The organism is Pseudotabrizicola sp. 4114, from assembly GCF_031457365.1.
Lineage (GTDB): Bacteria > Pseudomonadota > Alphaproteobacteria > Rhodobacterales > Rhodobacteraceae > Pseudotabrizicola.
On record NZ_JAVDWP010000009.1, the window covers coordinates 75,586 to 97,553 of the forward strand.

Annotated in this window: 18 protein-coding genes; 8 read left to right on the forward strand and 10 right to left on the reverse strand. The window is 60.6% G+C overall.

Annotated features, from left to right (window positions below):
• Positions 1-177: 177 nt before the first annotated feature.
• Positions 178-1,119, reverse strand: coding sequence for a hypothetical protein (locus tag J2X53_RS17585; RefSeq protein WP_349038804.1), 942 nt, complete (start codon positions 1,117-1,119; stop codon positions 178-180).
• A 630-nt stretch (positions 1,120-1,749) separates the two neighbouring features.
• Here J2X53_RS17585 and J2X53_RS17590 point away from each other — a divergent pair.
• The gene (locus J2X53_RS17590; RefSeq protein WP_349038805.1) at positions 1,750-3,768 is read left to right on the forward strand and encodes an exostosin family protein; all 2,019 of its coding nucleotides are present in this window, start codon (positions 1,750-1,752) and stop codon (positions 3,766-3,768) included.
• A 1-nt stretch (position 3,769) separates the two neighbouring features.
• Positions 3,770-4,798 carry a glycosyltransferase family 10 gene (locus J2X53_RS17595; RefSeq protein ID WP_349038806.1) on the forward strand — a complete coding sequence of 343 codons (1,029 nt, stop codon included), beginning with the start codon at positions 3,770-3,772 and terminating at the stop codon, positions 4,796-4,798.
• 99 nt (positions 4,799-4,897) lie between these two features.
• Here the strand turns inward: J2X53_RS17595 and J2X53_RS17600 are convergent, their stop codons facing one another.
• From J2X53_RS17600 to J2X53_RS17635, 8 genes are all read right to left on the reverse strand, one after another.
• Positions 4,898-5,905 (reverse strand): GSU2403 family nucleotidyltransferase fold protein, encoded by a 1,008-nt coding sequence (locus J2X53_RS17600; protein ID WP_349038807.1) that lies wholly within the window; start codon positions 5,903-5,905, stop codon positions 4,898-4,900.
• Positions 5,906-6,100: 195 nt separating this feature from the next.
• The gene (locus J2X53_RS17605; protein ID WP_349038808.1) at positions 6,101-7,555 is read right to left on the reverse strand and encodes an ATP-binding protein; all 1,455 of its coding nucleotides are present in this window, start codon (positions 7,553-7,555) and stop codon (positions 6,101-6,103) included.
• Between the two features lie 203 nt (positions 7,556-7,758).
• Positions 7,759-8,838 (reverse strand): dipeptidase, encoded by a 1,080-nt coding sequence (locus J2X53_RS17610; protein ID WP_349038809.1) that lies wholly within the window; start codon positions 8,836-8,838, stop codon positions 7,759-7,761.
• Between the two features lie 19 nt (positions 8,839-8,857).
• Positions 8,858-9,616 carry an ABC transporter ATP-binding protein gene (locus J2X53_RS17615; RefSeq protein ID WP_349038810.1) on the reverse strand — a complete coding sequence of 253 codons (759 nt, stop codon included), beginning with the start codon at positions 9,614-9,616 and terminating at the stop codon, positions 8,858-8,860.
• A gap of 4 nt (positions 9,617-9,620) precedes the next feature.
• Positions 9,621-10,451 (reverse strand): ABC transporter ATP-binding protein, encoded by an 831-nt coding sequence (locus J2X53_RS17620; protein WP_349038811.1) that lies wholly within the window; start codon positions 10,449-10,451, stop codon positions 9,621-9,623.
• A complete protein-coding gene (gene nikC, locus J2X53_RS17625; protein ID WP_349038812.1) occupies positions 10,448-11,353 on the reverse strand; it encodes a nickel transporter permease in 906 nt (301 codons plus the stop codon). Before nikC ends, J2X53_RS17620 begins: the two co-directional genes overlap by 4 nt.
• Entirely contained in the window at positions 11,353-12,429 is a 1,077-nt protein-coding gene (locus J2X53_RS17630; RefSeq protein ID WP_349038813.1) for an ABC transporter permease, read from the reverse strand. Before J2X53_RS17630 ends, nikC begins: the two co-directional genes overlap by 1 nt.
• Positions 12,430-12,477: 48 nt before the next feature.
• A complete protein-coding gene (locus tag J2X53_RS17635) occupies positions 12,478-14,082 on the reverse strand; it encodes an ABC transporter substrate-binding protein (protein ID WP_349038814.1) in 1,605 nt (534 codons plus the stop codon).
• Positions 14,083-14,221: 139 nt separating this feature from the next.
• Between J2X53_RS17635 and J2X53_RS17640 the strand changes: the two genes are divergently transcribed.
• Positions 14,222-15,250, forward strand: a complete 1,029-nt coding sequence (locus tag J2X53_RS17640) for a membrane dipeptidase (protein WP_349038854.1) — start codon at positions 14,222-14,224, stop codon at positions 15,248-15,250.
• Positions 15,251-15,385: 135 nt separating this feature from the next.
• Here the strand turns inward: J2X53_RS17640 and J2X53_RS17645 are convergent, their stop codons facing one another.
• The gene (locus tag J2X53_RS17645) at positions 15,386-16,081 is read right to left on the reverse strand and encodes a GntR family transcriptional regulator (protein WP_349038855.1); all 696 of its coding nucleotides are present in this window, start codon (positions 16,079-16,081) and stop codon (positions 15,386-15,388) included.
• 116 nt (positions 16,082-16,197) lie between these two features.
• On the opposite strand from J2X53_RS17645, the gene dctP reads away from it, so the two are divergent.
• The 5 genes from dctP to J2X53_RS17670 all read left to right on the forward strand — a co-directional run bounded on the left by dctP (position 16,198) and on the right by J2X53_RS17670 (position 21,947).
• On the forward strand, positions 16,198-17,184 hold the full coding sequence (gene dctP / locus J2X53_RS17650) for a TRAP transporter substrate-binding protein DctP (protein ID WP_349038815.1): 987 nt from the start codon (positions 16,198-16,200) through the stop codon (positions 17,182-17,184).
• Positions 17,185-17,259: 75 nt separating this feature from the next.
• Positions 17,260-17,808, forward strand: coding sequence for a TRAP transporter small permease (locus J2X53_RS17655; protein WP_349038816.1), 549 nt, complete (start codon positions 17,260-17,262; stop codon positions 17,806-17,808).
• Positions 17,808-19,121 carry a TRAP transporter large permease gene (locus tag J2X53_RS17660; protein WP_349038817.1) on the forward strand — a complete coding sequence of 438 codons (1,314 nt, stop codon included), beginning with the start codon at positions 17,808-17,810 and terminating at the stop codon, positions 19,119-19,121. Before J2X53_RS17655 ends, J2X53_RS17660 begins: the two co-directional genes overlap by 1 nt.
• A 22-nt stretch (positions 19,122-19,143) precedes the next feature.
• Entirely contained in the window at positions 19,144-20,436 is a 1,293-nt protein-coding gene (locus J2X53_RS17665; protein ID WP_349038856.1) for a malonyl-CoA decarboxylase, read from the forward strand.
• Positions 20,433-21,947: a malonyl-CoA synthase gene (locus J2X53_RS17670; RefSeq protein ID WP_349038818.1), complete on the forward strand. Its 1,515-nt coding sequence runs from the start codon at positions 20,433-20,435 to the stop codon at positions 21,945-21,947. The genes J2X53_RS17665 and J2X53_RS17670 overlap by 4 nt, the downstream gene beginning before the upstream one ends.
• The last annotated feature ends 21 nt before the right edge of the window (positions 21,948-21,968 follow it).

The following is a 21,968-nucleotide window of genomic DNA, read 5'->3' on the forward strand; positions in this document are numbered from 1 at the left end:
GGGACAACCGGATTCCCGACCCGCAGAAATGCACGCGCCAGACAGCGGGTCAGACTGCGCCTGATGGTGCGGCTTAAATGGGACGGTTCATCCTGGCCAAGGGCACGGACGACCTGCTGTGCTGCGGTCCGGTATCCACAAGCAGCCGGCAGGCCGCGTGCATTTTCAATGCGCAATCTACTCCTCAAACAAAACATGCGACACGCCACCTATTCGTGCGCCGACATTTCTATCCCCTTTGATCAGCTCTTCCGTTGGAAGGTCTGACTGTTGAATCAACCATACTTTATCTGTAACTTCGGAACCAAGAGTGCGGCCATTAATCCGTTCATAATAACAATGGCGATCAAAACAATTCACCGCCGTATTGCGGGTGCCGGTCCGAACCTTGATCGTGCCGACTGTGGGCCCCATCAGAACAACGAGACCAACAACATTTACCTTCCTTGGCAGTGACAACAGAAATGACTTGTCTGCGGGAAGAGACAAGATTTTTGCCCGGAATTCAGCCCGTGCAAAATCCCGGAATTCGAATTCCGGCGGATCAATATCCATATCCTCCACTTTAACCGCATCAAACCTTTTCTTGGCTTCCAGCCGGGAAAAGTCGGGTGCGGTATCGGCAACCTTTGTGATCAGGTTGTAAAGTGCTTCAGCATATAGCTCTTTGCCAATAGCATTGGGATGAACATTATCGCGCAGCGCCTGTTCGTTCAAATCAATATTGATGATCGGTAGGTTGTACTTTCTTGCAAGCTCAGAATCCGTCGTCGGTATCCAGTCGTCTTCACGTATTCCTACTTGAGGTAAAATTAAGATGCCGCAACGAATAGAGTGGCGCTTGCAAGCATCGAAAATTGCCTCCATGGTTGTGACGTGATCTGATATTTGAGCATCCGTTTTGGGCCGCAGACGATAGATTGCTGTGGCTATCTCAAGTATGAGCGCATCGGGCCTATGCTCCCGTAAAATGCCTTCGATTAAATGTCTTGCATGATTGGGTTGCATGCCGCCTATTGCGACTTTTTTTATCTCATTTTCGGGGTGTTTAGCGGCACATTGTTCTACAAATCCGCCTGTTTCGGCGGTTACGCTAAACCCAAAAACTAAGAATTTCATAATAAGTCCTCATGCTTCATCTAGAATAGACAACAGCCGCTTAGCCGGGAAAAATGCCGCTGACAACCATGCTTCATCCCTGAGGTATACCTTCGGCACCCCACCCGACTGTATCAACCCTGTGCAACGCCACAGAAAGTACCGAGGGTAGCGATACTACGGTTCGTCATTACCATAGCGGAGGGTAGGCGCGATGGCCACATGGATGCCAGTCAACTTTCCAGTGTCATCTGAGCCACGAAAGCTGGGTTCATGACGTCGGGGAAAGTGCCCGTTGATGGCGGCAGGTGTCGCCATGCGGCGACGGCCAAGCACGATCTGGCAACAAATCGCTTCGATACTCCGGGCGTTGAAGCGGTGGTGGTTCGCTTTGGGTGCCTCGTTTCCGCTGATCGTCGACCGATCTGGGGTGCGGGCCGAAACGTCGTCCAGAGTCTATCATTTGTGCGTGGAGCATCACTTTTCCGTTCAAGGCACAAAACTGTGCTGCGGGCCCCGGTGAATGCCTCGACTACGGTTGTCATGAATTTTTTGGACACGTATAGCATCACTCACGCAGACTCCGCTTGCTCCACCGTGACGAAGACAAGCGGAACGATTTTCAAATGTTCTGAGGGCCGGAAGTTCAGCATGAAGCGGCAAATCCATCTTTATCTACCCTATTATCTCTCTGACGATTTCGAACGGCAGAAGGAACTTGACAGGTGTCTACAAAAGAACACCGAAGTCGGAGCGATCGACCGGATATTCCTCCTGATCGACGATGGGCATCAGCCCCCCATCACCTCGGACAAAATCACCCAGATCCACACCGAAGGGCGCCCAAACTATGCTCAGTGGGTTGAATTTACACAGAAAAACAGCCAGGATGCGATATCGGTTCTTGCCAACTCTGATATCTATTTCGACGAGGGCATTGTCGGGATGGAAAAGGTTCTGGCAGCGAGCCCGCATGCGTTCGTCGCACTCAGCCGCTACGAGGTTGTCGGCGACGAGATCTCCATGCACCCGAACCCACACTGGTCGCAGGATGCCTGGGCGATTGACGGGCGTGTGTCTTTGCCGGATGCGCTGCGCCTGAAACTGTCGATTCCGCTTGGCGTGCCCCGGTGCGACAACAAGGTCGCCTATATATTCTCGCTGCATGGCTATGACATCTTCAACCCATGTCAGTTTGTGCGCAGCTACCACCTGCACGAGTCCCGGTTGCGCGCGTATGACCAACACGTCGACAAGCGGATACTCGGCGGGACTGCGTGGGTCTATGCGTCCGAAGCCATCGACACCCCGTCGCGCATGGTCTTCGATGTCTGGACACTGAAGCCGGAACCGGTAGAGCGTATCAAGGTCAACGACACGATCATCGTCAAGGAAAAGCAGGGGCTGGGCCGTCCGCGCAAAGAGGCTGATCGCCTGATCGTCGCCTATGACCACAACTGGCAGTTTCCGGCCATCACCGAGCAACACGCCTACGAGAAGCTTGTGCAGGATACGCACCTGCGCCACGGGGACGAAAGCGTGCGCTATCTGGCGTTTCCCTGGGCCACCCTGATCGACAACCTGCTGCACAACAAAAAGAACCCCGAGCGTACCGCGTTTTTCAAGCAAAAACTGCTGTCGCTCAAGCCGCAACTTCAGGGCGCGCGGACCGTCGTGACGGTCTGTCAACACATTCACATGTTGCGTTTCCAGAGCATTTTTCACGAAATGGGCGTCACCGACATTTTCTGGTCACACGCGGTAAAAGGCCTGCCCGGCTTACCAGACCATCCGGAAATCGCGTTGCATCCGTTCCCGCTCTACCCTGTTCAGGCTGAGGGGCATTGGAATGCACCGCCAAAGCGCAAGAAGCACCTGTATTCCTTTGTCGGCGCCAAGGCGAACCAGTATTACCTGACCGAAGCGCGCAATATCATTATTGATGATTTGTCGAAGACGAAAACCGGCTTCATCGTCGGCAACGAGACCTGGCATTACAACAAGGTGGTTTATGACTTCCAGGTGCGGGGCTTGGTCGACAAGCCCGATGCACTGGTAGACAATTCCGCGTCAGAGCAGTTTCGCCAACTTCTGTTGGAAAGCGTTTTCTCACTTTGCCCTTCGGGAACCGGACCAAACTCGATCCGTCTGTGGGAATCAATCGGCCTGGGCTCTATCCCGGTAATCATTGCCGACACTCTGGCCTTGCCAGGCGATCCTGCGCTCTGGGAGCAGGCGGCAGTATTCTGTGCGGAAGATCGTGCAAGCATCATGGCGCTTCCGGCCCGACTGGCAAAGCTGCACAGTGATCCTGAAGCTCTCAAGACAAAGCGCCACGCGATGGCGCAGCTCTGGGAGCTCTACGGGATAGACAGCTTTGTGTATGATGTCAGAGCTTTGTTGCTGCGCAAAAGTCAGGAGAACCGGCTGTCGGCACCCGCCCTCTCGCCCCCGGCGATACACAGCACGCCTGCAGACGCTTCCCACTTCGCCAATTGGACGAGCCTGATGTGCGATATCCTGGTCTATCCCGAAAAAGCAGCGTCGCGGCTGCAGGATAGCAGACGCGAGATCGAAACCTTGGTGGCGCAAGCCAGCGCTGAACAGAAGGACATCTTTGTCCGGGCGCTTCAGCTGCGGAACATCGACCACATTTGGGAAAAAGCCTGATATGCGTATCCACCTGATGGGAGCAAATCATTCCCGGACTCCCTTTGCATATCCGGTGTACCGCAGTCTGTTCGAACGGCGATTTACCTATGTGCAGGACCCGGCCGAGGCGGATACGATCATCTTTTCCTATGCGCGCAACCTGAGTGAGTCAGGCGGCAGGTTACAGGCCCTGATCAGGGCAAAGCCAGACCTGAAAGTCATTGTGGTTTCGGAAGAACCGCTGTGGGACACCACAAACAGTGGTGACTTCCGTAAACGGCATAATGTGATGGCGCTTCCCGATGGTCACATCCCCTATTCGGTGATCAACCATCACACATCGCAGGTTTATGCGTTCCGTCGGTTTCCCTATTTCGTTACCACGGATGACCAATTCTATCTTCGATACTCACGGGCGTTCAGTGAAAATGCCCGTGAGACGCCCAAGGCCCTGTTGCACAGCTGGGAAGCGGCGCCGATCCGCTATGCGTTTTTCGCCGAAAACCGCAATCTGGAAAAGAAGTACAGCGTTTCCTGGCCAGAGATCGCCACTTGGGGTCTGTCGGTGTATCGGACCGATGTGGCCAAGGGCATGCCCGACAAGGGCACAATGCGGGTCGGGGCAGGGTGGTCTTCAACGACGATCCGCCAACAGTTGCCGGACTGGCATCTGGACAAGCTGACGACGTTACGTGGGCGCAGCATGATCATCTCGGCCATCGAAAACACAAACCAGCGTGACTATGTGTCCGAGAAGATTTTCGATGCTTTTGCAGCCCGAGGGATTCCGCTTTACTGGGCCTCACCCAACCATCGGGTCGATCAGATCGCGCCACCCGAAAGCTATCTCAACCTGTACGATCTGGCACCGTCTGCCGCAGTCGAAAAGATTGTTGCCTTCGCCCCCGATCTCGCCGTAGCCGAAGCACACATGGAGGCACAAAGACGCCTTGCCGAGCGGTTCCGGCATTATGACGATTTTCTGGATGAGCGCTTCGCCTTTGCAGAGCGGCTCTCGGATGAAGTCTTCATGATCGTAAACGAGTAACACGTCCTCTGGTTCTGACGCAGAGCTTCCGGCTCGGCGCAGAGGCGCGGATATGTTGGGGCGTGGCAAAAGCTGCGCCCCTTTGCATTTCCCGCAAGATCAGCCGGGCAAAGCTGCGCGCAAAGCGTCCGGCAGCCGCGTCACCGCGTTTTCCAGTCGCTCGCGCCATTTCGGTCCCATTGCCAGCGCCTCGCGGTAAGCCAGGGCCAGATCATCGGGCCGGTCTTCGGCCAACGCCTCAATCAACATGGCTGCCTGCGCGCGGTCTTTTTGCGCCTTGGTCCGGTCGCGCCCGGCGCGCCGTTCGGCGACAATCAGCTTGTGGATGGCAAACCGCTCAGGTCGCGGGATCTGCACCAGCACACCAGAGCGGTAAACCAGCGCCGCATGGATCGGCTCGGCGATCAGGTAATTCAGATGATGCAGCGCCTGCGCTGTGACGCCCAAAGCGGCCAAAGGCCGGATGCCCTCATCGCCAAAGGCCGGGGTCAGAAACTCCACCAGCGCCTGCCCGCGCGTCTGCCGCCAGCGCCAGGCGGGGGCGTTGTCCAGCGCGGGCACCGGGTCAAAGGCAAAGTCCCGCAGTACGTCCTGCACCGGCGGATCGGTGCGGTCGTCCAGCGCCAGTGACAGCCGCTCAAAGCTTGCGATGTCCAGATCGCCGGTCTGCGCGGTGGCATCCAGCGAATAGGCCAGCCCCAGTTCGCCCTCATAGAGCCGGAAAGCATGGGTGCCGACGATGGTGCCGCCCAGCCGGAACACCCCCGCTTGCGCAAAGGCGGCGATCAGGCTGGCAGTGGTGGCGTCCAGACTCATGAACCGCTCTGCCCGCAAGATCCGCACCAGACGCGCGCGCTCGGTCGCCCGCGCATCGGTTTCAGCGCGCAGCTGCTGGTGCCGGTCAATCCGCGCCCGCAGCGCATCGCTGTCCTCGCCGATATAGGTTTTGCGCACCTCGCTGCCGACACGGTAACTGTCATACCAATAGACCCGCGCGCCACGCTCCACCCGGCTGGGGGTGCCGCGCAGGTCAGACACACGGTCATCCAGCAAGAGCCGCAACAGGTCGTGATAGGCGGCGTGGGCGATGGCGGAATGGCGGTTCATCGGCGTGCTCAACAATGATAGTTTGTGTTGAACATACGGCCATGTTCAACAACAGGCAACATTGTTAAACATATGCTTCGACGGCCTCGACAGTGACCGGCAAGGACAGAGCCGAAGCCGAGGCCGGTCACCTCGGACAGTCCCGGCGGGCAAGCCTACAGTTGCTCTCAGGCGATTGCGGCGACCCGGGCAGCATCATGACAGATCGCTCCTGCGGGGACTGGTAAAAGACATGGCACGCCTGATTTCTTCCAGCAGGACCGCCAGACGCACCGGCTTGCTGGCATAGCCCTGCATGCCCATCTGCAGACAGCGCTCCCGCTCACCTCCCATTGCATTTGCTGTGACGGCAACGACCGGCAGGTCGGCCCAGGGCGTGCCCGATGCGCGGATCGCCTGCAATGTGGCGGCTCCATCCATGCCCGGCATCTGCATGTCCAGCAAAACCAGATCAATCTGATTGTTGGACAAAAGCGCCAGTGCTTCAACGCCCCCCGATGCCTCATGACACACGGCACCCAAAGGGGCCAAGAGGCAGCTCGCCACGTGCCGGTTTACCGCACTGTCATCAACGATCAGAATAGAGACACCCTTTAGTTCATACTTTGAGACGGCTTTTGGCGGCTCTGCGTCGGTTGGCGGTTCGGCACGTGGCAGAATTGTCTGACCCCGGAACCGGAACACAAAGGTTGATCCGTTGCCAGGGGACGACGTGACTGTGATATCGCCGCCCATCATCCTGGCCAACCGTCGCGAAATTGCCAGCCCCAGCCCGGTGCCGCCATATTCCCTGACCGTCTTGGTTTCTGCCTGGTTAAACGCTTCGAAAAGCCGGCTTTGCGACACCGGATCAATCCCGATCCCGCTATCCGTTATCGTCACCACGACCTCTGAGTGCCCTGCATCGGCCGGTTGGGTCGCCAGGGTCACTGTAATCGTGCCGTCTTTCGTGAACTTGACCGCGTTGGACACCAGATTGCCCAGACATTGCCTGACCCGCACGGAATCATAAATCAATTGCTCCGGCGTGTCGGGGGCGGCATCAAAGCGCAATGTGGTGCCGCGCTCTTCGGCCCGGGCCTGAAACAGCGCAACTGTGTCTGCAAACGACGTGATCAGCGCATTGGCTGTCGGTTCCAGGTCAATCCGCCCGGCCTCGATCCGCGACAGGTCGAGGATATCGTCGATCAGCGCCATCAGCATGTCCCCGGAAACCCGGATCAGACGCAAGCTTTCGCGCTGGCTATCTGTCAGTTCGGTGGCGTCCAGAACCTGCACCATCCCCAGAACGCCATTCATCGGCGTGCGGATTTCATGGCTGATATTGGCCAGAAACTCTGACTTTGTACGACTTGCCAGTATTGCCACAGCCAGAGCATCATGCAGCTCTTGCCGTGTGCGATGCAGGCGCCGCATCATGGCGTCAGCGTAGAAAACCGCAGGCACCGCAATAACCAGCGGCACGATGCCGGCAATGATCAGTACAATCGTGTAGAGCTCTGGATGCGACCCTGACCCGATCAGCGGATCAAGAATCAGCGCCATCGTGAGCGATATAAACAGGCTGCAGGCGAAAATTGCCGCGATAAAGATCGTGTTCAGATGCCGCGTGCCGGTCCTTTCGGTGAGCTTGAGAAAACGATCCAGCAAACGATCGCGAAGACGGGATCTATGCCTGGTGGCCATACTGAGTCGCTGAGATTTGGACTGCCCCATCATCTGGACATTACTGTGAATCCTGTGCCGCATGAAAACAAAATTGCGTGCGTTTTCAACGGTCCACGATGGCCTTGGATCCTGTGCCTGCCTTTAGGTAACCTGAAACCGCGATCCGGATCCGGACGGGCAGCAGGTCACGCGCCCCAGATCCTGTGCAGGAGCGCAATCCAGTTGCGATGCGCGATCTTTTCCACCAGATCCGCACCAAACCCATGCCGGATCATCGCCTGCAGCAAGGCGGGCAGGCCGGTGACATCGCCGATGCCTTCGGGAATGGTCGCGCCGTCGAAATCGGACCCAAGGCCAACCCCATCCTCGCCCAGATGGGTCAGCAGATGGTCGAGGTGGCGCATCACCGGATCCCAGCCCATGACGGGGGATTGCCGACCATCCTCGCGCAGGAACGAGGTTGCAAAGTTCAGCCCAACCAGCCCGCCGCTCTCCGCAATCATCGCCAGCTGCCGGTCGGTCAGGTTGCGGGTAGAGGCGGTCACCGCATGGGCATTGGAATGCGTGGCAACCAGGGGTGCATCGGAGATCCGGGCCACATCGTTGAAACCGGCCTCATTCATGTGGGACAGGTCCAGCATGATCCGCATCTCGGCGCAGGCGCGCACCAGTGCGCGGCCCGCATCAGTCAGCCCCGGCCCGGTGTCGGGGTCGCCCGGATAGCGGAAGGGCACGCCATGGCCGAACACGGTGGGGCGCGACCAGACCGGCCCGATCGACCGCAGCCCCATCGCGTACCAGAGCGGCAGCTCATCAAGGTTGGGGCTGATCGCCTCGGCCCCTTCCATATGCATCACGCCTGCGATGCGGCCGTCGGCCATCGCCGCGCGGATCTGGGTGGCGGTGGTGCACAGGGTGAAATCATCTGGTGCTGCCCGCGCCATCCAGTGCAGATGCGCAGCCATCGACAGCGCCACCGGCTGCGCGCCCCTGGCGTCAATCAGCTCGGGCAGCGGCAGGTCATAGGGGGGCGTGTCCATCAGCGCCTGATAGTCGATGCTGTCATGCGCAACGGGCGAAGGAATGTAGATCGCAAATAGCCCGCCCGCGAAACCACCCTGCCGCATGCGGGGCAGGTCCAGATGCCCGACTGGCTTGCCGGTCGCATCCACCTCGCCCTTCAGCCACAGCGCCTCGCGCCGGTCAGGCGCGTTGTAGAGCCGCAGCAGGAAATCGTTGTGGCCGTCAAAAACCGGGAAATCCATCTTGTCCTTTCCGGAGCGCTCAGGCTCCGAGCATCCGGTCCGCACTCGCGTCGAACAGCGTGCGGGCATAATCCGTGGTCATCTGCGCACCAGCAAGCTGGTCGCGCGTCAGCTCTTCTACCGCGCGGCCATGCTGCATGACCAGCACGCGGTCGCACATATGGTCGATCACGGCAAGGTCATGGCTGACCATCAGAAAGGTCAGCCCGCGCTCGTCTCGCAAGCGGTTCAGCAGGTTCAGCGTTTCGGCCTGCACCGAGGCATCCAGCGCCGAAGTCGGTTCATCCAGCAGCAGGATTTCCGGTTCCAGCATCAGCGCGCGGGCAATCGCGACCCGCTGCCGCTGCCCGCCCGACAACTGATGCGGATAGCGAAAGCGGAAGTTGGCGGGCAGGCCGACATCCTCCAGCGCCTTGACCACCCGTGCATCACTGCCGCCGATGCCATGGATCGCCAGCGGTTCCGACAGGGTGCGGTCCAGCGTGTGGCGCGGATGCAGGCTGGCGTAGGGGTCCTGAAACACCATCTGCACCCGTCGGCTGAAGGCCCGGCCGCGCGGGGTAGGCACGGGCTGCCCGTCGATGCGGATCTCGCCCGCCGTCATGGGTGCGAGCCCGCAGATCGCGCGCAGGATCGTGGATTTGCCCGACCCGCTTTCCCCCACCAGACCATAACTTTCACGGGCGTCGACACGCAGGCTCACGCCTTCGACGGCACGCACCAATTGCCCTTTGATCCCGTAATGGACCGACAGATTTTCAACCTCGATCAGTGCCATCGCGCTATTCCGCCCATTCCGCAGCCCGGTCCAGCCCCGGCAAGGGGGCGCGAGGCCCACCGATCCGGGGCAGGCAGTTGAGCAGGCCCTGGGTATAGGGGTGCTTTGCCTGCATCAGGTTCTTTGCCTCCAGCTCCTCGACCACGCGGCCCTTGTACATCACCAGAACGCGGTCGCAGAACCGCGCCACCAACCGCAGATCATGGCTGATGAAGATCAGCCCCATGCCCCGGTCCCGCACCAGCCCGTCAAGGATTGACAGAACCTCTGCCTGCACGGTCACATCCAGCGCCGAGGTCGGTTCATCCGCGATCAAAAGGTCAGGGTTCGGGATCAGCATCATCGCGATCATCACCCGCTGGCCCATACCGCCCGACAATTCGTGCGGATAGGCCTCCATCACCCGCTCCGGGCCGCGGATCTGCACGGCCTCCAGCGCCTCAATCGCCTTCCCGCGGGCGGCCTTGGCCGACATGCCATCGCGCAGCCGCAGACCTTCGGTCAGTTGCGCGCCGACCTTCATCACCGGGTTCAGCGAGTACTTCGGATCCTGCATCACCATGGCGATCCGCTGGCCGCGCAAGGCGCGCATCTCGCGTTCTGACGCAGCCATAAGATCGGTGCCGTCAAACACCATCTCGGTCGCCTCGATCCGCCCCGGAGGGCGGATCAGCCGCAACACCGAGCGCCCGGTCATGGTCTTGCCCGATCCGCTTTCGCCCACGATGCCCAGCCGTTCGCGGCCAAGGCTGAAGGACACGCCGCGCACGGCCTCGACGCGGCCCGCCTCGGTGTCAAAGGTCACCCGCAGGTCTTTTACCGAGAGCAGCGTCATTTGCCCGAACTCCTTGGGTCCAGCACATCGCGCAAGCCATCGCCCAGCAGGTTGAAGCCCAGCGAGACGATAAAGATGGCAAGCCCCGGCATCGTCGCGACCCACCACTGCTCAAAAAGGAACTTGCGCCCCGATGAAATCATCAAGCCCCATTCCGGGGTCGGTGGCTGCACGCCAAGGCCAAGGAAGCCCAGACCGGCGGCGATCAGGATCACACCCGCCATATCCAGCGTGACGCGGATGATGACCGAGGGCAGGCACATCGGCATCACATGGCCCCAGATGATCCTGCCCGACCCAGCTCCTTGCAGGCGCACAGCGGCGATGTAATCCGATGTCCGCACCGTCAGCGTTTCAGCCCGCGCCACCCGCGCATAGGGTGGCCATGCGGTCAGCGCGATGGCCAGAACCGCGTTTTCAATCCCCGGGCCAAGCACCGCGACCAGCGCCAGCGCAAGGATCAGCCGTGGAAAGGCCAGGAAAATATCGGTGATCCGCATCAGCACCTGATCGGTCAGTCCACCGAAATAGCCTGCAACCGTGCCAATCAGCAGCCCCAGCACCGGGGCCGTCACCGCGACCAGCGTCACAATGTACAGCGTGATGCGCGAGCCGTAGGCGATCCTGCTCCAGATATCGCGCCCGAAATCGTCGGTGCCCAGCCAATGCCCTGCCGTTCCGGGTGGCAACAGACGCTGGCTCAGGTTTTGCGCCAGCGGGTCATGTGTGGCGACCCAAGGCGCGAACGCCGCGACGAACAACAGGACAAGAATGATGAAAAGTCCGACCATCGCCAGCGGATTGCGCCGCATCCGCAGCCATGCCAGGTAACTTTGCCCCAGCCGCGCCTGCGTGCGCGAGGCGGGGCTGGGGTCGCGCAGCCATTCGGTCATCCCGGCCATCAGCGCGCCCTCGGATCGACAAGGCGGTACAAAAGATCGGACGCCATGTTCAGTGTCACGAACACCACCCCCACCACCACCGTGCCCCCCAGAACGGCGGGCATGTCGGCGGCAAACAAGGCGTCGGTGATGTAGCTGCCAAGCCCCGGCCAGGCAAAAATCGTCTCGGTCAACACAGACCCTTCCAGCAGATAGGCATAAGACAGGGCAATGACCGTGATCAGCGGCACCATCACGTTTTTCAGCGCATGGACCCAGACCACCCGCCATTCGGGCATCCCCTTGACCCGCGCGGTGGTGATGTATTCCTGACCCAGCTCGTTCATCATGAAACTGCGGGTCATGCGGCTGATATAAGCCATCGAGGTATAGCCCAGCACCGCCGACGGCAGGATGATATGGCTGATCGCATTGCGGAACATTTCCCATTCACCGGCCAGCGCCGTGTCGATCAGGATCATCCCCGTTCGCTGTTGCACATCCAGCTCGAACATCATCGAGAACCCGGCGTCCAGCCGACCCGGCCCGCCCACCCAGCCAAGGATGCCATAAAACACCAGAAGCGCCAGCAACCCCAGCCAGAACACCGGCATGGAATAGCCCATCAGCCCGACGATCCGCACAACCTGATCGACCCATGTGCCGGGCCGGGTGGCGGCCAACACACCTGCGGGCACGCCCACCAGCACGCCGAACAGCGTGGCGATGGTCGCCAGTTCCAGCGTGGCGGGAAAATAGCGGATGATATCCTCAGACACTTCGCGCTTGGTGCGCAGGGACTGACCCAGATCGCCCTGCACCGCGTTGCTGACATAGATCGCGAACTGCTTCCACATTGGCTCGTCAAGGCCAAGCGCCAGCCGCGTCGCCTCGTATTGCGCGGTGGTGGCGCGTTCGCCGACAATGGCCAGAACCGGGTCGATGGGCACCACGCGCCCGATGATGAAGGTCACCAGCAACAGGCCCAGGATGGTGATGGCCAGCGACAGCGCCGTGCCGCCGATCAGGCGCAACAGACGGGGCAGGCCGGACAAGCGGCCTTGGGGAGGGGCGGGGGTGTCGGGGGCTGCGGTCATGCGCGACAGGCATCGGCGGGCGGGAAGATCCCGCCCGCCGAAAGGCCCTTACTTCTCGACCAGCCAGTAAGTCACCGAATCCACGGTGCCGCCGGTGTAGAAATTGCTGACGTTGGTACGCATCGCGGTACGGTTGTTTTCTTGGAACATCATGATGAACGCCGAGGTATCGCGGTGTTTGCGCTGAATGTCCTCGTACATGGCGCGGCGCGTGTCGGTGTCACGCTCCATCACGGCAGCTTCGGTCATGGTCATCAGCTCGCCCGGATCATAGGCGTTGCGCCAGGCAAGGCTGCCGGTCAACTGGGACTCATCCGAGTTGTCGCCGTTGATCACGAAGGTAGAGGCGTTGGTATGCGGGTCGGGATAGTCGGGCCCCCAGCTTTGCAGCGTCAGATCATGCTGCCGGGCCCGATATTCGCCCAGTACTTCCGCGCCCTCGCCGATGGAAAGGGTCAGGTTGATCCCGGCTTGGGCAAAGGTGTTCTGCACCGACTGCGCCATATCCGTGCGGTTCTGGCTGTTGCGCACCGACATCTTGATGTTCAGGGGCAGGTCGACCCCGGACTCTGCCAGCAGCGCCTTGGCCTTTTCAATGTCCAGCGAATACGGGGTTTCCTCGATCGAACCCAGATAGCCACGCGGAAGGAAGGCCTGATGCACGGTCTGTTCGCCCTTGAGGAAGCTTTCGGTCATGCCCTGATAGTCGATGGCCCAACGCATCGCCTCCAGCACCTTGGGATTGGCCAGTGCCTCATTCTTCTGGTTGGCGGAGATGTAATAGATATAGCCCGCAAGGTCGGTGTCCACGCGGATATCGGCATTGCCTTCCATGCCTTCGATATCCACCGAAGTCACCTCGCGGCTGATGTCGATATCGCCACGCTCCAGCAGCAGGCGGTTGGTCGCGCCTTCCGGGATGTGGCGCATGAAGACGCGCTTGAGCTTGGCATCACCGCGCCAATAGCCTTCCCGCGCCTCAAGGATATAGCTGTCAGACGGTTTGTAGGACCGCAGCACATAGGCCCCTGTCCCGGCCGTGTTCGACTTCAGCCATTCATTGCCCATATCGCCATTGGCCTCATTGGCCATGACGGTTTCCTTGTCCACAATTGCCCCCACAGCCGCCGTCAGGCAGTTATAGACAAAGCTCGGCGCATAGGGCTGATCGGTTTTGAAAGTGACCGTGTCACCGTCAAAGGTGATCATTTCCTCGACATTCTCGGGGGTAAATCCGAACTGGGTCAGGATGAAGGCCGGGGTCTTGTTCAGCTTGACCACGCGCTGCAGGGAAAACGCCGCATCCTCGGCCCGGACCGGGTTGCCCGAGGCAAAGGTGACGCCGGGGCGCATCTTGAACGTATAGGTCACGCCATCCTCTGCCACGTCCCAGCTCTCGGCCAGACCGGGGACCAGTTCACCCGGTTTTGTCGGGTCCAGCTCGACCAGCGTGTCATAGGTGTTGTTTATAAGGTCGGTGCCGGAAAATTCGAAGGCCTCATGCGGGTCGATGGACACGATGTCGTCGATCGCATCCGCGATCACCAATGTATCGGCGGGGGTCTGCGCCATCAGCGCGGCAGGTGCGGTCCCGGCCAGAAAAGATGCCAGCGCGAGGGCACCGGCACGGCGAAGGGTAAGGTCAAACTTCATGGAAGACTCCCTGTCTCTCTTGTTGCCAAGCGTCTATACCCGGACCGGGCAGGCGCAACTTTGACCAACTGGGCAATTTTTGCACCCCCCTGTCAAGGCGAGTCTTGTTGCTGTCACAAAGAAGGAGAAACCCATGCCGATGTGCCCGGTTTTCGATGGTCATAATGATATTCTGAGCAAACTCTGGTCGGCTGGCGACCGGACGGGGGCTGCATTCTTCAAGGGGGCGAATGGCGATGTTGACCTGGAAAAGTGCCGCGCGGGTGGGTTTGCGGGCGGCTTTTTCGCAGTTTGGGCTCCTGGCGATCCGGCGACGGCACCGGATCCGATGGCAACATATCGTGCTTTTGAACCCGTCGACCCCAAGATGGCGCGTCAGGTGACGCTGGAAATGGCCGCAATCCTGCACCGCATGGCCGCAGACCGGCCCGACGCGATCCGCCTGTGCCGGAGTGCCGCTGACATCGAGGCCGCGCAGGCGGCGGGCGCAATCGCGGCCTTGCTGCATATCGAGGGCTGCGAGGGGATCGGCGCCAATCTGGACGAGTTGTACCTGTACCACGCCGCTGGCCTGCGGTCCCTCGGCCCGGTCTGGAGCCGGGACAACATCTTTGGCCATGGCGTGCCATTCAACTTCCCCGCCTCGCCCGATACCGGGCCGGGGCTGACAGCGGCGGGGCGACACCTGCTTTCGACCTGCAACCGCCTGCGCATCCTGTTCGACCTCAGCCACCTGAACGAGGCTGGGTTCTGGGATGTGGCAAAGCTGTCAGATGCGCCGCTGGTTGCCACCCATTCCGCAGCCCATGCGCTGGCGCCCGCCACCCGCAACCTGACCGACCGCCAGCTTGACGCGATTGCCGAAAGCAAGGGGCTGGTGGGTCTGAATTTCGGGGTGGCCTTTCTGCGTGAGGACGGTATCAAGAACGCCGATACCGGGCCCGAGGTGATGCTGCGCCATGTCGACCATCTGATCGCACGGCTGGGTGAGGGCGGCGTGGCGCTGGGGTCGGATTTCGACGGCACGATGATCCCGCGCTTCATTGGCTCAGCGGCGGGCCTGCCCAGGCTGACGCAGGCGATGGAACAGGCCGGGTATGGCACGGATCTGATCGCGCGGCTTTGCTGGGGAAACTGGATGGACGTGCTGCGCCGCACCATCGGCTGACCGCGGTCAGGCCCGGCGGTTGCCGGAGCTGCATGCATTGCCTGCCGAGGCCAAGGTGTCCGAACTGCACCAGGCATCGGGCATCGGGCGGACAAGGATCTGCGACCGGGTCCGTATCCGGCTGGTGCCGCACATCTACATCCGCTCGCTCTGCCGTCCTGCAGCGCCGATTGATCGGCGATACTGGGCCGCAAGGTCGTTGAAGCGGTCTCCCTGTACTGCGACATGGTCGCGCAATTTGGCAGTCACCGCCACCTCGTCGCCGGCGACCAGAGCATCAAAGATCATGCGGTGTTCCTTGAGCGATTCCCGCATCCGGCCCCGCAGACGCAGTTGCAGACGGCGGAAGGGCTTGAGGCGGCGGTGCAGGCGTTCTGCTTCGCCCGCCAGAAAGCGGTTGCCCGACGCGCGATAGATCAACGCGTGAAACGCATGGTTTGCATGGTAGTAGCCGTCAAAGTCATCGGCAGCAAAGGCCCTTTCGCAGCCAAGAAGGGCGGCAGAAATCTCTGCTTCAGCGCCTTTTGTCATCCGGCGGGCCGCATATCGACCGCACATCGCCTCTATCTCGGCCATGACATCGAACATCTCGATCACGTCTTCCAGCGCCGGGAATTTGACAAAGGCCCCGCGTCTCAGGCGCAGCTCTACCAGTCCGGATGCTGCAAGTGATTGAAAGGCTTCTCGCAAGGGTGTGCGCGAGACATTGAACTGCCTCGCAAGGCTGACTTCGTCCAGACGGTCACCGTCCTGGAAGTGACCTTCCACAATCATTTCTTCCAACGCTTCGCGGATCTGGTCTGTACGCCTGTCGAGGGGAAGCTCTTGCATGGCTGGAATACCTGATGTCTCTTCTTGTATACAATAAGATTGACATTGTATATTTGCAACGGCAATCATGATCTTCATGACGACGCAATCTATGCAGCCTTTGGGAGGAGGTTTCCATGAAATATACAACAATCGCGGGTTGTGCCGCAGCATCGCTGGCCCTGTGCGTAACATCAGTCGGAGCCGAGGAGCTTCGGCTTTCGCACCAGTTTTCGCCGGGTGATCTGCGCCACCGCATTGCCGAGATTGTGGCCGAAGAGGTCGCGGCGGCAGACGTGGATCTGACCATCAAGATTTTTCCATCCGGCTCGCTGTTCAAGGCGACCGAGCAATACCTGCCGCTGAGCCGTGGCCAGCTGGACATGACAGTTTTGCCGCTGTCCTATGCGGGCGGTCAGCGCCCCGAATACAACCTGACCCTGATGCCGGGACTGGTCAAGAACCACGACCACGCCGCGCGGCTGAACGACTCACCCTTCATGGATGAGATTGAGACCATTCTGAACGAAGATGACGTGATGACACTGGTTCCCGGCTATCTGGCCGGTGGCTTTGCCAGCATGGGCGAATGCATCACCAGCCCTGAAGACGTGAAGGGCATGACCGTGCGTGCCGCCGGCAAGGGGTTTGAAGAGATGCTGCAGGCCGCAGGGGCCTCTATCGCGTCGATGCCGTCGTCCGAAACCTATAATGCAATGCAGCAGAATGTGCTGAACGCGCTTAACACCTCGTCCTCATCCTTTGTATCGTTCCGGCTGCAGGAACTGGCCAAGTGCTACACACCGGCCGCCGATGTGGCCCTGTGGTTCATGTATCAGCCGATGCTGATCACCAAGAGCACCTTTGATGCGCTGACACCCGAGCAACAGGCAGCCTTGATGGCCGGTGCGGCCAAGGCAGAAGCCTATTATCTGGAAGAGGCCAAAAAGGAGGATGCGCAGTCGGTCGAGGTATTCCGCGCTGCGGGAGTCGAGATCGCTGAAATGACGCAGGCAGATTTCGACGCCTGGAAAGCTCTGGCACAAGAGTCTTCGTACAAGCAGTTTGTGGCCGAGGTGCCGGACGGACAGCGCCTGCTCGACCTCGCCTTTTCGGTAGAGTGACCGGGCGCGGGCGCGGGGCCAGTCCTCCGCGCCCGACCGGCAGACCAAATTGCTCGCCTCTCTCGGAGACGCCTCATGCCCGTATTCTCCCCCTCCACCCCTGCTGACCGCAAAGGGGCAGGTTTTGTTCGTGCAGTTCGCGCCGTGTCCACTGTCTGCGGCTGGGTTGCCGCCGCATTCACCGTGATCGCCCTGTTTGTCACGTGTCATATGATCTTTGTGCGCACAGTGCTGGGCCAGTCGACGATCTGGCAGACCGAAGCGGTGATCTATCTGATGATCGCCGCCACCGTCATCGGCCTTCCTTATGTGCAAAAGCTGCGCGGCCATGTGAATGTGGACCTGATCCCGCTTGCGCTGCCGCTGCGAGCGCGCCGCGTGCTGGCCTATGTCGTGCTGAGCGCCACGATTGTGGTGATCGCGCTGCTGGCCTGGCATTCGATGCACATCTGGCTTGAGGCTTACGACCGGAACTGGAAGTCGTCGAGTGTCTGGGCCCCGCGCCTATGGGTGCCCTATCTGGCGCTGCCCATCGGGTTCGGGCTGTTTGTTCTGCAATTGCTGGCCGATCTGGTTGCGCTGGCCACAGGTATTGACGCGCCCTTCGGCGCAAGGGAGGCGTGATGGATCCGTTGCTTCTGGGCGGACTGGTCGCCCTCTCGACAATCGTTGTCCTGTTTTCCGGTGTGTCGGTGGCCGTCGGGCTGCTGGTGGTGTCTGCGGCATTCCTGCTGATCTTTGACGGCGCGCGGTCACTGGAAATGATGCCCGAGATCTTCTTTGCCGATCTCAACAGCTTTACCATCCTGTCGATCCCGATGTTCATCATCATGGGCGCGGCCATTGCTTCGACCCGGGCCGGTGCCGATCTGTTTGAGGCGCTGGAGCGCTGGCTGACGCGGGTGCCCGGCGGGCTGGTGGTGTCAAACCTCGGGGCCTGTGCCCTGTTTGCCGCGATGTCAGGGTCCAGCCCCGCCACCTGCGCCGCCATTGGCAAGATGGGCATTCCCGAAATGCAAAAGCGTGGCTACCCCGATGGCGTCGCCGCCGGTGCGATTGCGGCGGGCGGTACGCTTGGCATCCTGATCCCGCCGTCTGTCACCATGATCGTCTACGGCATCGCCACCGAAACCTCGATCGGGCGGCTGTTTCTGGCAGGCGTGGTGCCCGGTATCATGCTGATGGCGCTGTTCATGGCCTGGGCGATCTTTGCCACCTGGCGGTCGGGCAATATTGCCGTGCTGTCACCTCGCCACTATTCCCTGCGCGAAAAGCTCGAGATCCTGCCCCGCATCCTGCCGTTTCTGGTTGTCATTCTGGGTGTGCTCTACGCGATGTATGGCGGGGTCGCCACCACCTCGGAAACGGCGGCGGTGGGGGCGGTGCTCTGCCTTGGCATGGCCATCGTGATCTACCGGATGTGGAACCCGCTGGCGATCTGGGCCGTGCTGCGCGACAGCACCCGCGAAAGCGTGATGATCCTGTTCATCATGGCCGCAGCCGGGGTGTTTGCCTACATGATGTCATCGCTGTTCATCACCCAGTCGGTGGCGCAGTGGATTGCGGAACTGGATGTGAACCGCTGGGTGCTGATGGCGATCATCAACCTGTTCCTGCTGGTCGCGGGATTTTTCCTGCCCCCGGTTGCCGTCATTCTGATGACAGCGCCGATCCTGCTGCCGATCCTTGATGCCGCGCAGTTCGACCCCTACTGGTTCGCGGTGATCCTGACGATCAACATGGAAATCGGCCTGATCACGCCGCCAGTCGGGCTTAACCTGTTTGTTATCAATTCCATCGCCCCCAACATCTCGTTGCGAACCATTCTGGTGGGCTCGGCGCCGTTTGTAGGATGCATGATCCTTGCCATTGTCATCCTCTGCCTTGTTCCTGAAATCGCAACCTGGCTGCCCGATCTGGTGATGGGCCCGTCCTGAAGGAGCACGACACATGAGCAGGATCGCATTCTTTGCCGATATCATGGGAACGCTGTTCGAGCGACGGCCGGGCAAGGCTGACACGCCCAGCCACGCACCGATGGCCGCCATGTGCGAAGAGCTGCTGTCGGCGCAGGGCGAGGTGTCGGGGATGCGGCTGGCGCGGGATATCCTGCAACGCTACCGCGCAATGAGCCCGGAGGAGAAACACACCTTCTTCGAACATCTGGCCGAGGCATTTGACATCGACTGCGGCAAAGTCATAGCGGCAGCCGAACGCTACGCCACTGATCGCGATGCCGCTGCCTACGCAGATCTGAGCCGCGCGGCCGAGCCGCGTCGGCAAGAACTGTTGCGCCGCCTGAACCAGGCCCCCGGCGCGACCGAGGAACTGGTGCAGATGCGGCTGGACCTTTTGCAGATGAAGAAATCGCCCGCCCTGCAGCGCATCGACCTCGATTTCGCGCATCTGTTCGCCAGTTGGTTCAACCGCGGCTTTCTGGTCCTGCGTCATATCGACTGGCGCACGCCCGCCAATATCCTTGAGAAAATCATCGCCTATGAAGCCGTGCATGCCATCAATGACTGGAATGACCTTGAACGCCGCCTTCGTCCGTCGGACCGGCGCTGCTTTGCGTTTTTTCATCCGGCAATGCCCGAAGAGCCGCTGATCTTTGTCGAGGTGGCGCTGTGTGCCGGGATCCCCGGCTCGGTCCAGCGCCTGCTGGCCGAGGGGCGGGTGCCGCTGCCCGATACGGAAATCGATACGGCGGTATTCTATTCGATCTCCAATTGTCAGGAGGGGTTGCGCGGCATTTCCTTTGGCAACTCCTTGATCAAACAGGTGGTTGACGAGTTGCGCCGTGACTTGCCGCAGGTGAAAACCTTTGTCACCCTGTCGCCTGTGCCGGGACTGTCACGGCACCTGAAGGCCATCGCCAAAGACCGGCCAGAGGCGGCGGCGGTGCTGGAGGCGGCAGCCAAAGGCAGCGCCGACGCGCTTGGCCCGCATCTGGCAACGCTCCGGTCGCTGACCGCCGAGTATCTGTTGACCGCCAAACGCGGTGACGGAATGCCCGCCGATCCGGTGGCGCGGTTCCATCTGGGCAATGGCGCGCTGTTGCACGATGTGCATGGTCTGGCCGATACCTCGGCCAACGGCATGCAGCAATCCTGCTCGGCCATGGTGAACTATCTGTACGATCTGGCAAAGGTCGAACGGAATAACGAAACCTTCGTCACCAGCAAAACAGTTGCTGCGTCGAAACAGGTGAAGGCCCTGTCGCAGGGCAGTACTCCAGGAAGAAAACCATGACCAATCCGCTGTTCGATACTCTGGTCGCCCCTTTGGCCGGGCGCACAAGCCCGTTTCTGACCGATGCGGGCGGCAACACGATGTCCGGGGCCGCATTCCATGCCGCTGCGCTGCGCTATGCGACGGCGCTGCGCGGGCTGGGGCTGCAACCGGGCGACCGTATGGCCGTTCAGATCGACAAGACCCCGCAGGCGCTGGCGCTCTATGCCGCCGCCCTTGCCTCTGGCGTGGTCTTCCTGCCGCTGAACACCGCCTATACGGCGGATGAGGTGGCCTATTTCGTCGAAAACGCTGGTGCGGCACTGCTCGTCGGCAGTCCGGCCCGGGCTGAGGCACTCTCTGCGGTTGCTGACCGGAACGGCGCGCAGTTCCAGACAATGGACGATGTGGGCGCAGGTACGCTGTCAGACCTTGCCGATGCCGGCCCTGAGACGTTTACGCCCGTGCCGCGCGGCCCGGATGATCTGGCGGCGATCCTCTATACCTCGGGCACCACGGGCCGGTCGAAGGGCGCGATGCTGAGCCAGCAGAACCTGCTGTCGAATGCCGAGGTTCTGGCGGCAGAATGGCGCTTTGCCCCCGATGACGTACTGCTGCACGCGCTGCCGATCTTTCACACGCACGGGCTGTTTGTGGCCTCCAATGTGGTGATGCTGTCCGGGGCGTCGATGATCTTTCTGCCGGGGTTCAAGGCGGATCAGGTGATCAGCCTGCTGCCAAGGGCCACCACCATGATGGGGGTTCCGACCTTTTACACCCGGCTGCTGGACGATCCGCGGTTTGACCGCGATCTGGTTGCGCATATGCGCCTGTTTACCTCGGGTTCGGCACCCTTGCTCGCCGAAACCCATGTGCAGTTCGAAGACCGCACCGGCCACCGCATCCTTGAACGCTATGGCATGACCGAAACCAACATGAACACTTCCAACCCGTATGAGGGCGACCGGCGCGCAGGCACCGTCGGCCTGCCGCTGCCGGGGGTGGAGCTGAAGATCACCGACCCCGCCACCGGCGACACCGTACCGGAGGGAGAGCCGGGCATGATCGAAGTGCGCGGCCCGAACGTGTTCAAGGGCTACTGGCAGATGCCGGAAAAAACCCGCGAGGAACTGCGTGAGGACGGGTTCTTCATCACCGGCGATATCGGTCAGATTGATGCGGATGGCTATGTCAGCATCGTCGGGCGGCAAAAGGATCTGATCATCACCGGCGGCTACAACGTTTACCCGAAGGAAATAGAGCTGATCCTGGATGACCAGCCCGGCGTGCTGGAAAGCGCCGTGATCGGGGTGCCCCACCCTGATTTTGGTGAGGCGGTGGTGGCGGTTCTGGTGCCGGAGAAAGGTGCCAGCATCGACACCGCTGGCATCGCGGCGGCCCTGGGTCAGTCGCTTGCCCGGTTCAAGCAGCCCAAGCAGATCCTGATCCTGCCAGACCTGCCGCGCAACACCATGGGCAAGGTGCAGAAAAACCTGCTGCGACAGGACTATGCGGGGCTGTTCAGCGGCTGACGCCAGTCAGGGTGAGGTGGC

Bases quoted from the DNA above. Each gene is read 5' to 3' on its own strand.
- J2X53_RS17585 (WP_349038804.1), bottom strand. From the start codon at position 1,119: ATGAAATTCTTAGTTTTTGGGTTTAGCGTAACCGCCGAAACAGGCGGA.
- J2X53_RS17590 (WP_349038805.1), top strand. From the start codon at position 1,750: ATGAAGCGGCAAATCCATCTTTATCTACCCTATTATCTCTCTGACGAT.
- J2X53_RS17595 (WP_349038806.1), top strand. From the start codon at position 3,770: ATGCGTATCCACCTGATGGGAGCAAATCATTCCCGGACTCCCTTTGCA.
- J2X53_RS17600 (WP_349038807.1), bottom strand. From the start codon at position 5,905: ATGAACCGCCATTCCGCCATCGCCCACGCCGCCTATCACGACCTGTTG.
- J2X53_RS17610 (WP_349038809.1), bottom strand. From the start codon at position 8,838: ATGGATTTCCCGGTTTTTGACGGCCACAACGATTTCCTGCTGCGGCTC.
- J2X53_RS17615 (WP_349038810.1), bottom strand. From the start codon at position 9,616: ATGGCACTGATCGAGGTTGAAAATCTGTCGGTCCATTACGGGATCAAA.
- J2X53_RS17620 (WP_349038811.1), bottom strand. From the start codon at position 10,451: ATGACGCTGCTCTCGGTAAAAGACCTGCGGGTGACCTTTGACACCGAG.
- nikC (WP_349038812.1), bottom strand. From the start codon at position 11,353: ATGGCCGGGATGACCGAATGGCTGCGCGACCCCAGCCCCGCCTCGCGC.
- J2X53_RS17630 (WP_349038813.1), bottom strand. From the start codon at position 12,429: ATGACCGCAGCCCCCGACACCCCCGCCCCTCCCCAAGGCCGCTTGTCC.
- J2X53_RS17635 (WP_349038814.1), bottom strand. From the start codon at position 14,082: ATGAAGTTTGACCTTACCCTTCGCCGTGCCGGTGCCCTCGCGCTGGCA.
- J2X53_RS17640 (WP_349038854.1), top strand. From the start codon at position 14,222: ATGTGCCCGGTTTTCGATGGTCATAATGATATTCTGAGCAAACTCTGG.
- J2X53_RS17645 (WP_349038855.1), bottom strand. From the start codon at position 16,081: ATGCAAGAGCTTCCCCTCGACAGGCGTACAGACCAGATCCGCGAAGCG.
- dctP (WP_349038815.1), top strand. From the start codon at position 16,198: ATGAAATATACAACAATCGCGGGTTGTGCCGCAGCATCGCTGGCCCTG.
- J2X53_RS17655 (WP_349038816.1), top strand. From the start codon at position 17,260: ATGCCCGTATTCTCCCCCTCCACCCCTGCTGACCGCAAAGGGGCAGGT.
- J2X53_RS17660 (WP_349038817.1), top strand. From the start codon at position 17,808: ATGGATCCGTTGCTTCTGGGCGGACTGGTCGCCCTCTCGACAATCGTT.
- J2X53_RS17670 (WP_349038818.1), top strand. From the start codon at position 20,433: ATGACCAATCCGCTGTTCGATACTCTGGTCGCCCCTTTGGCCGGGCGC.